This window comes from Actinoplanes sp. ATCC 53533, assembly GCF_003947245.1.
The window spans coordinates 110,463-122,746 of the sequence record NZ_QHHV01000083.1 but is presented as its reverse complement, the minus strand read 5'-3'; the positions used below and the strand labels follow the sequence as shown (position 1 = coordinate 122,746).

Genomic DNA, 12,284 nt, shown 5'->3' with positions numbered 1-12,284 from the left:
CACCGACGGTCGTCATCCTCGCGCAGCGCCGCACCCGGTCAGGGGACGCGGGTGGCCGGGTGGTGGGCGCCGGTCCCGGATCGCCGGTGGTAGTCCCGGCGCTCAGCGCGCGTGCGAGGCGCAGCTGTCCCGGACGACCAGGGTGCCCCGCACCAGCTCGCGAATGGCGCCGCCACCCGTGGGCGCGGCGGAGACCGTGCCCACCGGCAGCGCAGGGTCGCTCTGCCCGGGTGCGCCCGCCGCCAGCGCCAGCCGGATCGACTCCGCGCCGATCTCGGCGAGTGGCAGCGCCACTGTGGTCAGCCGCGGCGTCACGTCGATCGCGAGCTGGATGTCGTCGAAGCCGGTCACCGACACCCGGCCGGGCACGTCGATCCCCAGCGCCCGGCACGCCGAGAGCGCGCCGATCGCGATCACGTCGTTGGCGCAGACGATCGCGTCGGTCTCCCCCAGCCCGGCGGCGATCAGCCGGGCGGCCGCGTCGTAGCCGCCCTGGCGGCTGACCTCGCAGTTGACGATGCGCACGGCAGACTCGGCCACCCCGCCGGCGGCCAGCCCCTCGGCGAAGCCGGTGGCGCGGGCGGAGACGTTCGCCCGGTCGCGGGATCCGGCCAGGATCACCACCCGGCGATGGCCGGTCCCGGCCACGTGGGCGCCCATGAACCGGGCGGACGCGTGATTGTCGATGCTGATCGCGTCGAACGGCAGGTCCGTGTCGCCGAAGATCACCACCCGGCCGCCCTGTCGTTCGTAGTCGAGCAGTTCCGCCAGCAGCCGCCCGCCGAGCGCCGCCGCCTCGATCCGGCTGGAGGTGAGCACCAGCGCGCGCGGCCGGAAGGCGCAGAGCGTCCGCACCGTCTCCAGCTGCCGCTCGGGTGTGCCCCGGGTCGACGAGACGCTGACGAACGCGTCGACCGTGCGGGCCTGCCGCTCCATCGCCGCGACGACGATGCCGATCGAGGGCGTGGTGAGGTCGTCGGCGACCAGTGCGATGGCGTCGCTGCGGCGGCGCATCGCCCGGGCGGACACGTCGGCGGTGTAGCGCAGTTCCGAGGCGGCGGCGAGGACCTTGCGCGCGTATTCGGGCGCGACGGTGCGGGAGCTGCCGCCCAGCACCCGGGAGGCGGTCGCCAGCGAGACCCCGGCGGCGGCCGCCACGTCGTGCAGGGTGACGGTCGGCCTCGCGGGATGCGGCACGCCTGACTTCCCTCCCCGCGGTCCTGGACCGCCGGCCGCGGCGCCGCGCTCAGGATAGCCGGGCGCGGCGCCGCGGGGTCAGCTCACGACCACCGCCAGCGGCTCGCTGCGCGTCGGCCAGACCTCGACCTCGGTGACGGCGGCCGGCACCGCCAGGAGGTATCCGCCGCCGGGCCCGGCGGTGGGCGTGCCGTGGTCGGTGGCCGGGGTGAGCAGGCCGGCGTCGTCCGGCAGCAGGCCGGCGTCGTCCGGCAGCAGGCCGGCGTCGTCCGGCAGCAGGCCGGCGTCGTCCGGCAGCAGGCCGGCGTCGTCCGGCAGCAGGCCGGCGTCGTCCGGCAGCAGGCCGGCGTCGTCCGGCAGCAGGCCGGCGCCCTGCGAGACGCGCAGGTCGTCGAGGTGCACGCTGCCGTAGTTGGAGCTGTTGGCGTAGAAGTCGATCTGGGCGACACCGTCCATCGGCGCGCGGAACGCCGCACCGCTGAGCACGGCCGTCCCGTCGAGGTAGAGGTCGAAGCGCTGGTTGACCACGTCGATCACCGTGCGCAGGCGGTACCAGCGGCCCAGTTCGTAGGCGCCGACGGTGACGGTGCTCGCGCCGGAGTAGGCGACGATGGTGTTCCTGGTGAAGGCCACGCTGATCGCGTTGACCCCGTTCGTGCCCCGGATGTACGGCACGCCGTACCAGTTGTTGCCGGAGACGTAGGGGTCGTCGCGCATCACCTTCGCCTCGACGGTGACCAGGCCGGTCAGCGCCGGCGTGAGATGGCGCTGGAGGCTGGTGCTGCCGCTGTTCGCGGTGCGGGTCAGCTTGGCGCTGTGGTCGGCCGCGGACGGCACCTCGACCACGTCGACGCGGCCGCCGGCGGGGCTGACGACCAGCCCGTTGGTGCCGTTCGGCAGCGTGCCGGCGGGCACGGCATCGAAGTTCTGCACGTCGCGATAGTCGGGAACCGGGCTGCTCAGCAGCAACGCCCGCGCCACGGTGGTCGTCGCGGGCGTCACCGACAGACCGGGCTGGGAGGCCGGGTTGAGGCCCGGGAAGGTCGCGGTGAGCGTGTAGCCCTCGCCGACCGGGACGCCGGCGACGGTGAAGGTGCCGTCGGCCGCGCTGGTGCCGGTGCCGATGACCCGGTCGCCGTCGCGGACGGTCACGGTCGCGGCGGCCAGCGGTCCACCGGTCTGGTCCAGGACGCGGCCGGAGATCGCGCCGACGACGCTGGTCGAGGCGAGCGCGAGGTGCACGGTGGTGCGGTTGCCGGTGCGCACGTCGACCGTCTGCGAGGCCGTCCGGTAGCCGTCGCGGGCGGCGGTGACGGTGACGCCCTCGGCGAACGGCACGCCCGGTACGGCGAACCGGCCGTCCGGGCCGGAGGTGGTCGTCGCCGAACCGACGGTCACCGTGGCGCCCGCGATCGGGGCGCCGCCGGTGGCCGCGACGCTGCCGGCGACGGTCTCGGTGGTCGCCCCCGCCGCGGTGGTGTACTCGAACGCGCCCAGGTCGGGTGCGCCGTTGTAGAGCGCGGTCCCGGCGAAGTCGCGGCCGCCGTTGCCGGGGATCACCGCGCCGGCGTCGATCGCGGGCGAGGCGGCCCGGAGCCGGAAGGCGTGCGCGGTGGCCAGCTGCGGGCCGGTCGCGGCGGTGCCGTAGGGGCCGCTGACCGTGGCATTGGTGAGGAGCGGGTCGGCGATGATCGCGCGGAGGTCGTCGTCCGGGGTGTCGAGCGTCGCGCCGCCGTAGAGGTTGCTGTCGTAGCGGATGGTGGTGCTGGTGGTCAGCGCCGCGCCGGCCCGGGTGGAATACAGGACGTTGTTCGTCAGGTCGTAGGCGGCGGCGAGGTAGCTGCCGTACCCGTAGATCAGATAGTCGCTGCGATCGTTGTAGATCGTGTTGTGGTAGATCTTCGCGGCCGCGGCCCGGTCCGAGTGCAGGTAGATCTGGTATCGGCTGTTGCCGGCGATGACGTTCTCCCGCACGATCGCGTCGCCGAAGGCGAACTGGCAGAGCAGGATGCCGTCGCCGTTGTGGTGCACGTAGTTGTACTGCACGACCTGCCCGGTGGTCCCCTTGTCCGGGTCGATGCCGTTGGAGTCCGCCCCGCCGGCCTTCTGCGTGGTCTCGTACACCTCGTTGAACTGGATCGTCACGTCGTCGGCATAGTAGGTCTCGATCCCGGAGGTGCCGGTCCGGTAGACGACGTTGCGCTCGACGACCGCCCCGCGCACGTTCGTCAGGTAGATGCCGTTGCAGCCGTAGTCGGTCGCGGCCTGGGTGATGAAGTTGCCCCGGATCACGATGTTGGTGTGCGGCGCGAACCTCGGGTCCGACGCGCCGGTCCGGGTCCCCCAGCCGGTCGCCGTCGCGATCGTCTCGCCTGCCGCGTTCCTGCCGTCGCCGGTGTACTGCTTGACGACGATGCCGGCGAACGAGGTGTTGCTCACCGTCGAGTTCTGCACGACCACGTCGTTGAGGACGGTCGGGGTCGCGGGCGGCGCGTGGATGTCCGGCACCGTGGTGTCGAAGACGATGCCGCCGGTCCGCTTCGAACCGTCCCAGCCGGTCTGGAAGCGCACGCCCGGCGCGTTGCCGCTCACGCTGCCGCCGATCCAGTTGACCTCGCCGGTCACGTCGTGCACGTCGACGCCGTCGATGACGAACCCGTCGAGGGTCTGGCTGTTGTCGCCGGTGACGTGGACCCCGCGCAGGTCGCGCAGGTTCTCCCCGGGGGTGCCGGTGGCCGGGACGGTGTTGGTGATCTCCAGGTTCCGGACCGTCCAGTGTTCCTGGTTGTTCAGGCGCACCACGTCGCCGACCCCGCCGGCGCCGTCCAGCCTCGGCTTGGCGCCGGCGCCGTACCGGTCGACGGTGATCGGCAGGCCGGCGGTGCCGGAGCCTTTCGGCCAGAGCTGGCCGGTCCAGCGCTGCCCCGCCTTGAGCAGGATGGCGTCGCCCGGCTGGAAGGTGGTCGCGCTGACCTTCGCCAGGCTGCGCCAGGGCTGGTCCGCCGTCCGGCCCGACGCGGTGTCGTCGCCGCCGGCGGCGTCGACGTAGTAGGTGGCGCCGGGTGCCGCCTGCGCTGCCTGCGCCTGGCGGGCCGGCACCTGAACGGCCACCGCCGCTATCAGGCCGAGCAGGGCAAGCAGGTGGGGAGTCTTCGACATGTGTCACGCTCCTCGGGAAAACGTATTCCATCACACGCGCGGCGGACAGCTCAAGGGATCATCCGGCGATGACACAATCACCCCGTGGAAGCTGCCCCCCGCCGCGCCGCGACGCTGCACGACGTGGCGCGCGAGGCCGGCGTCTCCTACGCCACCGCCTCCCGGGCGCTCAACGGCAGCGACCGCAACGTCCGCGCCGAGAACGTCGCCCGGGTGCATATCGCCGCCGAGAAGCTCGGGTACGCCCCGCACCTGTCCGCGCAGGCCATCGCCCGCGGCTCCACCAGCACCGTGGCGCTGGTGGTCAGCGACGTCGACGACCCCTACTTCTCCTCCATCGCGGCCGGCGTCACCGAGGCCGCCGAGGCCGAGGGGCTGATCGTCACGATGGCCGTGGCGGACCGCTCCCCCGACCTCGAGCTGCGGATCGTCCGCACGCTGCGCGGACAGCGGCCCCGCGCCATCGTCATCGCCGGCAGCCGCATCGACGGCACCGACACCGGCGCCTCGCTGCTCGACGAGCTCGAGGCCTACCGCACCGCCGGCGGCCGGGTCGCCATCGTCAGCCAGCCCGGCCTGCCCTTCCCCACCCTCGCCATCGACAACGCCGGCGGCGCCCGCCGGCTGGCGCGGGCCCTGGTGGGCCTCGGCTACCGCCACTTCGGCGTCGTCCACGCCCCCGACACGATCCGCACCTCCCACGACCGCCGCACCGGCTTCCTGGCCGGCCTGGCCGAGTCCGGCCTCGGCGCCCACCTCGTCGAGGTCGACTTCACCCGCGAGGGCGGGTATGCCGCCGCCGGCGTTCTCGCCGATCGTGGCGCCCTGCCCGGCCGCGGCGCCGGCGCGCTGGAGGTGGTCTTCGCCGTCAACGACGTGATGGCGATCGGCGTCATGACCGGCCTGCGGGACGCCGGCCTGACGCCCGGCCGCGACCTCGCGGTCGCCGGCTTCGACGACATCGGCGCGGCCGTCGACGTCACCCCGCCCCTCACCTCGGTGGCCGTCCCGCTCCACGAGCTCGGTCGCCGGGCGCTGCGGGCCGCGCTCGACGGCACCCCGCCCGGCGTCCTGCCGATCCCGGCCGAGGTCGTCCTCCGCGGTAGCACTCCACCCCGGGGCTGAATTGAACGCGCCGGCCGGATCGCGATGCGATTCGGTCAAGCCCGTGCCGTAACAATCAATCACACCGACAATCCGGCGGGGCAGGTGTCGAAACGGCCACCATTTCCTCCCCTTTCCCGCCGGGCCGCGGCCGGCGTCAAACAAGTCTTGACATGGGCTTACCCGACTGGGTAGATCTGTTCGCCATGCTTCGCAGATTGGTCTTCGGACTTTCCACATTCGTGGCGGCCACCGCGGTGATGTTGGCGGTTTCCAGCCCCGCACAGGCCTATGACAACCCGATGCACAAGATGTTCACCGACGATTCGGAGTCCGGCGGGGTCGTGTATTTCTGGCCGGACGGCGACGTCGTCCGCGTCTGCGACATCGACTCCGACGGATATCGAGCCATCGTCAACGTTTACGACCAGACGGCCGACAAGGTCAAGTACACCATTCAGGCGGCCGGCGGCGAGGACGACTGCACCCAGGTGCGGGGCTCCACCGCCGCGAAGTACGACCTGGCCGAGGGGCACTGCTTCCAGTTCCACATCTACATCTACGACGCCGATCACGGCGATGTCGCAGGCGATGACTGGGCATACTGGCGCAACTACAACACGAGCGCGCCGACCAACTGTTAGGGCCCGCCGCGGCGCGGGACGATCCCGTCAGGAACGGGACCGTCCCGCGCTGCCCGGCCGCTCAGCCGAAGATGGCGGTTACCCACTCGGGGTGGTCGATGAACGGGTTACGGTTTCGCTGGTAGCTGCTGTAGATGAGTTCGTTCCGGCGCTTCTCGAAGGCGTCCGGCGGGTCCTGCTGGTTCCACTGCCGCAGCGCGGAGAGCCGGCCCATCCGGGGCGCGGTGCCGCTGCCGGTGACATCGTCGACTTCGAGGTCGGGATAGGACCCGCCCTCGTAGCGCACCGCCATGTAGAAGATCATTCGCGCCACGTCGCCCCTGACCGCGGCCCGCGGCTCCCAGGAGTCGGCGTCGGTGCGGTTGCCGGGAGCGGTGCTGACGGCGGTGCCACCGTTGTCGAAGTCCTTGTTGCCCCGCACGGAGTTGACCTGTACGTCCTCGGGGCGCAGGTGGTGCAGATCGGTGCCGGGGCCGGCGCTGGTGCCGAAATCGCCGTGCGACTGCGCCCAGACGTGCTCGCGGTTCCAGTCCCCGGCGTCACCGCCGTTGAGCGACTTCGACCGGCTGGTCCCGGAGTAGAGCAGGATGACGTTCGCCGAGTTCGACGGGTCCTGGTCGGTGGCCTTGAGCGCGTTCCACACCGCGTCGTACGACAGGGTGGTGACGCCGCTGGAGATGATGCCGTGCAGCGCGTCCTTCAGGCTCTCGCCGGATTTGCCGGCCGCGGCGGCGTAGTAGGCACTGGTGGACCCGGTCGGTGTCGGGGTGGCGGTGCCGGTCGGCGTCGGCGTGGGGGTGCTCCCGCCGAGCGTCATCGCGGACGGGGACTTGAGGCCCGCGTGCGTGAAGTAGGCGGTCAGCGTGCCGGTCACGGTGAGCGCGTCACCGATCAGGCCCGGGTTGCTGCGCAGCCCGAAGCTCGACCGGTACGCGCTGGTGATCTGCACGTACAGCATGTCGGCGGTGTCGGTCTCGCTGCTGCTGTCGGCGATCGCCAGCGCGGTGTCGCCGGTGAAGCCGCTGAACAGCACCGTGTTGGTGGCCGTGGGCTCGCCGACGATGTAGCCGGCGACCGTACCGGTGCCGCTCTGGCTGCTGATCGCCTGCGCGACCGTCATGGTGGCGGCGGCCGCCGGGTGCATCTGCGGCGGCGCCCCCGCCGGCACCCTGAACAACGTGATGGCCAGGGCGAGCACGCTGAGCAGCGCGGGCATCGTCAGCGCGACAACGCGCCGATGCGACGTCAGTCCGGACATGTAACACTCCGTTCACCAGGCCATATCGACGACAATCAGAAGTATGGGTGAACGGGCCGCCGAAAGTTCCATACCAGCATCGTCATACGTGCGACCGGCACGGCCGGCTCACCGCGATCCGATCAGGCCCCCGTCGATGCCAAGCGTCGCGCACGACACCCACCGCCGGTCGTCGAGCGGGAACTCATCCGGCGCTGAAGGGGAGCTGAAACGCTCCGTCAGCGCCGGACGCGCGTTGGTCAGTCGCGGTGCACGACGTGGGTTCCGCCGCGGACCGGGTCCCGGGTCCAGCCGACCGCCCAGATCGCGCCGGTGCCGGGGATCGCCGTGGCGGCGGAGAGGGCTGAGGCCGGCTCACCGTTGAAGACGATCGGGCCTTCCGGGTCCGCCGGCACCGTGGCGTCCGGGGTGAACACCTTGCCGTCCCAATGTTCGGCGTAGTCGGTCTCGTTCAGCGGCGAGTCGCCGGCGTAGCCGATCACCCAGGCGTCGGCGGGCGAGAACGCGATCACCTCGGTCAGCTCCGACTCCTCGCCGTTGGTCGGCACGACGGTCCAGGCGCCGCCGGTCAGGTGCAGCGCCAGCGGGCGGCACCACTCCACGCCGTTCCCCGCGCGGCAGCGCCGGCCGACCGCCCACACATCTTCCGGGGTGGACGCGGACACGCTCGCGAGGAAGGTCTCCTCGTCGGCGTCGCCGACCACCGGGGCCGCCTGCTCCTGCCAGCTCACACCGTCCCAATGCATGATCATGCCGACCCGGCGGCCGTCCAGGCGCACCTGGGAGCCGACCGCCCAGGCGTCGTCGGCGGCGCGGGTGAAGACGGCGGAGAGCTCGGTCGACGTGGCGTCGCCGTCGGGCACGGTGACCCGCGTCCAGGTCGTGCCCTGGCGCCGCAGGACCAGCGCCCGCGGCGGCTTGCCGCCGGATGTCGCGTAGCCGACCGCCCAGCCGCCGGTGGCCGTCATGTCCACGTCGGACAGTTCGCTGGACTGGCCGATCGGCGGCGTCGGCAGCGCCACGGCCGTCCAGGCCCCGTCGTAGTGCAGCGCCGCCGCGCTCCGGGTGGCGGATGCGGCGCTGCCGACGGCCCACACGTCCGCGGGCGCGACGGCGTCCACCGCGGTGAGGTCGTACCGCTGGCCGGCCGGCGCGGCGGGGGTCGGCGCGGCCGTCCAGCCCTTGCCGTTCCAGCGCGCGGTCAGCGGGCTCTCCGCCGGGGTGCGCCGGACGCCCACCGCCCAGATGTCGGCCGGGCCGGTGGCGGTCACGTCGCGCCATTCCGCGCCGGTCGTGCCGGGCGGCGACGAGTAGTTCGGGCCGGTGACCCAGCTGGGGCCCATCCGGGCCGCCGCGGGCAGGGCCGGGAGCAGGGCGGCCAGCAAGATGGCTGGCGCGGCCATGGCGAGCGTGGCGAGTGATCGGGTTCGCAGGGACATTTCCGTTCCTCCGATGGCGGGTGCGGTCAGATGGACGGCTCGCAGCAGGTATCGGCCACCGCCGGCGCGGACTGCCGGAAGTACTCCGCGGCGGCCCGCTGCCAGCCGTCCGGGTCACCCCAGCCGGCCGCGGCGGCCGCCGGCGCGGCCAGGTACGGGCCCAGGTGGCGGACCAGTGGGTAGGGCCGGGAAACCCGCAGGAAGCGGGCGAACGCCGCCTCCGCCTCGACCACCCGGCCGGCCCGGCCGGCCAGCACCGCCTGGGCGAGCCGCAGGAACTGGCGGTTCCAGCCGGCCTGGGCGTGCGCCGAGGCGGCCATCGCGGCGCACTCCGGCTCGCCGGCCGTACCCGCCAGGACGTTGAGGAACAGCGCCGGCCCGGCCACGAACGACAGGTACGAGGCGGGCCGCTCGGCCTCGTAGGCCGCCGCCAGGCGCACCTCGGCGAGTGCCTGCTCCCGGTCCTCGCCCAGCAGGTGGCCGATGGTCAGGCCGAAGCCACGCACCGCGGCCGCGAAGTCGTCCTCCTCGCCGCCGAGCTCCCGGAACCGCTCCAGCAGCACGCCGACCTCTGCCGGGCGGCCCTGGTGCGCGGCCACGATGACCCGCTCGCCGACGGCGATCAGCCGGGTGTGGGTCAGCCTGAGCCGGCGGGCGGTCTCCTCGCACCGCTCGGTGGCCGCCCGGGCCGCCTCGTACTCGCCGCGGCAGACCTGCACGACGGCCAGCTCCAGCTCGATGTTCAGGGCCGAGACCACCGCGCCGGCCTCGACGGCCTGGTCCAGGGCCGCCCGCAGCCGGTGCGGGTCCGCGCACCGGATCCCGTCGTGCGCGCCCAGGTGGTAGAGCAGGCTGATGCGCTCGCTGACCAGGTGGTGCTCCTCGGCGATGGCCAAACCCTGCTCGTAGAGCGCGTCGGCCTCGGCGAGGTCGCGCAGCCGGGCGCACCGCCCGAGCACCTCGAGGGCCTGGCAGGCCACCTCCGGCCGGCCGCTCGCCCGGGCCGCCGCCAGGGCCCCGGCGGCCAGCCGCTCGGCGGCCGGATAGCGGCCCCGGGTCGGGTTGCCGAAGACGAGCCGGGCCGCGACGACGGGGATCCAGGCGGCCAGCACCGGGTCGTCGTGCCCGGCCAGCAGGTTGCGCGCCCGGGACACCTCGCGCAGCCCCCGGCTCCAGTGCCCGGCCGCGGCCGCCACCCGGGCCAGGTGCAGGTGCAGCGCGGCCCGGCGGACCGGGTCGGCGTAGCCACGGGTACGGGCGCCGAGCGCGTACGCGTCATCCACCCGGCCCGCGACCGCGTACGCGTCGATCAGTGCCTCGACCACCTCGATCGACGGCTCGACCAGCGACAGGGAGCGCTCCAGCAGGGTGATCTGGGTGGCGATCGCGCCCTGCGCGGCGGCCCGCCCGGCCGCCGCCGCGAACCGGTCGGCGGCCCGGTGCCGGTCGCCGGCGGCCAGCCACAGCTCGCCCGCGAGCAGCTCCCCGTCGGCCGCCGCGGACGCCTCCACCGCCTCGGCCGCCCGGCGGGAGAGCACGACCCGCTCGATCGGCAGCATCCGGTCCCGCAACGCCTCGGCGGTCAGCGCGTGCCGGAAGGCGTAGCTCCCGGTGGTGTCGTCGGCCACCAGCAGCTGGGCCTCGATCGCCTCGCGCAGGCCGGCGAGCAGCTCCTCCTGGTCCAGCTCGGCCACCAGCCCGGCCGCGTCGGCCGGGAAACGCCGGCCGAACAGGGTCGCGGCCCGCAACAGCTCCCGGGTGCGCGGGCCGAGCCGGTCGGCCCGGCCGGCCAGCGTCGCGGCCAGGGTGGTCGGCGGACCGGACGGCAGCCCGCCGGTGACCGTCCACCGCCCGCCGGGGCGGGCCAGCACCCCGTCGCCGACCATCCCGGCCAGCAGCTCCTCGACGTGCAACGGAATCCCGTCGGACGCGGTGCGGAGCCGTTCGTGCACCGGCTCGGGTATGCCGTCGGCGGAGGCGCCGAGGCAGCCCGCGGCGAGCTCGCGGACCTCGCCGTCGTCCAGCCGGCGCAGCTCCAGCACGCCGGCCGACCGGCGGTGCTGGGCGCCGCGGGCCACCTTCAGCGCATCGCACGGGTCGGGGCGCAGGGTCGCCAGCACCAGCAGCCGCTCCTGCCCGGCGTTGTCGATCAGGTAGTCGACGACGGCCAGGGTGTCCGCGTCCGCATCGTGCAGGTCCTCCAGCACCAGCAGGACGCCGGCCGCACCGCTCAGGTGGGCGATCAGGCGCAGCACCGCCTCAGCGAGCACCACCAGCGACTCATCGTTCTGTGGGCCGTGCTCCCGGCGCCACTCGGGCACCAGCCGGGACAGCGCCGGCAGGTAGGGCCGCAGCTCCGGCACGTCCGGCGGGCCGGAGCGGCGGAGCAGCGCCAACAGCGCCTCGCTCAGCGGCCGGAACTGCACGGCCGGCGCGGCGGCCCGGCCGCGCAGCACCAACAGGCCGGCGTCGGCCGCCGCCCGGGCGACCTCGGCGGCCAGCCGGGTCTTGCCGATCCCGGCCTCACCGAGCAGGAACACCGCCCCGCCCGCACCGAGCGGCACGCCGCGGACCAGGTCGAGCAGCGCGGCGAGTTCCTCCCGGCGACCGATCACGGCCGGCCCGCCGAACTGCACCGAACCGGCGGCGGGCGCCGGCACCACCTCGGGCCGGGCCGGCGCGTCGGCAGGCTCCCCGGTGGGCTCCGGGACCGTCGCCGCCCCCGGGGCGATCGCCAGCTCGGGATCCTGCCGCAGGATCGCTGTCTCCAGCGCCCGGAGCGCCTGGCCGGGCTCGATGCCCAGCTCCCGGTCGAGCGCGTCGCGGAGCCGGCGGTACGCGGCCAGCGACTCGGCCTGCCGCCCGGCCCGGTAGAGGGCGAGGATCAGGTGACCGTGCAACGGCTCGTCGAACGGGTGCTCCCGGGTCAGCTGCTCCAGGTCGGGCAGCGCCTCGACGTGCTCGCCGAGCGCGATCCGGCTCTCGGCCAGCCCCCGGGCGGCCCGCAGCCGCAGCTGGTCCAGCCGGGCGGCCTCGTCGCCGAGCCAGTCCAGCTCGGCCACGTCCACCAGCGACGGGCCGCGCCACAGCTCCAGGGCCTCGCGCAGGTGGCGGATCCGGTCGGCGGGGTCGGCCGTCCGGGTGGCCTGCTCGACCAGGTGCTCCGCCAGCGCGGCGTCCGTGGCGTACGGCTCCAGCTCCAGCACGTAGCCCGGCGGGCGGGACGCGATGGCCTCCCGGCGGCCCAGCACCTGACGCAGGTGGGAGATGTTGCTCTGCAGCGTGTTGAGCACGGTGGGCGGCGGATGATCACCCCAGACGATCTCCAGCAGCCGGTCGGTGCTCACCACCTGGCCGTGGTGCAGCGCCAGCACGGCCAGCACCGCCTTGCGCCGCAGGCCACGCACCGGCCGCGCCGCTCCCTCCGCCAAAACGTCGACGGACCCGAGAAGTCTCACCTGCATTCGGCCGGCCCCCTATCCT

At 73.9% G+C, this 12,284-nt stretch carries 7 protein-coding genes; 2 read left to right on the top strand and 5 right to left on the bottom strand.

What is annotated here, in order from left to right:
* Positions 1 to 102: 102 nt before the first annotated feature.
* Positions 103 to 1,197 (bottom strand): LacI family DNA-binding transcriptional regulator, encoded by a 1,095-nt coding sequence (locus DMB66_RS26715; RefSeq protein WP_125806857.1) that lies wholly within the window; start codon positions 1,195 to 1,197, stop codon positions 103 to 105.
* Between the two features lie 78 nt (positions 1,198 to 1,275).
* A complete protein-coding gene (locus tag DMB66_RS61400) occupies positions 1,276 to 4,356 on the bottom strand; it encodes a carboxypeptidase regulatory-like domain-containing protein (RefSeq protein ID WP_158647370.1) in 3,081 nt (1,026 codons plus the stop codon).
* Positions 4,357 to 4,440: 84 nt separating this feature from the next.
* Between DMB66_RS61400 and DMB66_RS26695 the strand changes: the two genes are divergently transcribed.
* Both DMB66_RS26695 and DMB66_RS26690 read left to right on the top strand, forming a co-directional pair.
* The gene (locus tag DMB66_RS26695) at positions 4,441 to 5,481 is read left to right on the top strand and encodes a LacI family DNA-binding transcriptional regulator (RefSeq protein WP_125806856.1); all 1,041 of its coding nucleotides are present in this window, start codon (positions 4,441 to 4,443) and stop codon (positions 5,479 to 5,481) included.
* Positions 5,482 to 5,666: 185 nt separating this feature from the next.
* A complete protein-coding gene (locus tag DMB66_RS26690; protein ID WP_125806855.1) occupies positions 5,667 to 6,104 on the top strand; it encodes a hypothetical protein in 438 nt (145 codons plus the stop codon).
* Between the two features lie 61 nt (positions 6,105 to 6,165).
* Here DMB66_RS26690 and DMB66_RS26685 read toward each other — a convergent pair whose 3' ends face one another.
* From DMB66_RS26685 to DMB66_RS61395, 3 genes are all read right to left on the bottom strand, one after another.
* Positions 6,166 to 7,362: an endonuclease gene (locus DMB66_RS26685; RefSeq protein WP_233624851.1), complete on the bottom strand. Its 1,197-nt coding sequence runs from the start codon at positions 7,360 to 7,362 to the stop codon at positions 6,166 to 6,168.
* Between the two features lie 239 nt (positions 7,363 to 7,601).
* Positions 7,602 to 8,801, bottom strand: coding sequence for a hypothetical protein (locus DMB66_RS26680; RefSeq protein WP_125806854.1), 1,200 nt, complete (start codon positions 8,799 to 8,801; stop codon positions 7,602 to 7,604).
* Positions 8,802 to 8,827: 26 nt separating this feature from the next.
* Positions 8,828 to 12,208 (bottom strand): AfsR/SARP family transcriptional regulator, encoded by a 3,381-nt coding sequence (locus DMB66_RS61395; protein WP_158647369.1) that lies wholly within the window; start codon positions 12,206 to 12,208, stop codon positions 8,828 to 8,830.
* Positions 12,209 to 12,284 lie beyond the last annotated feature (76 nt).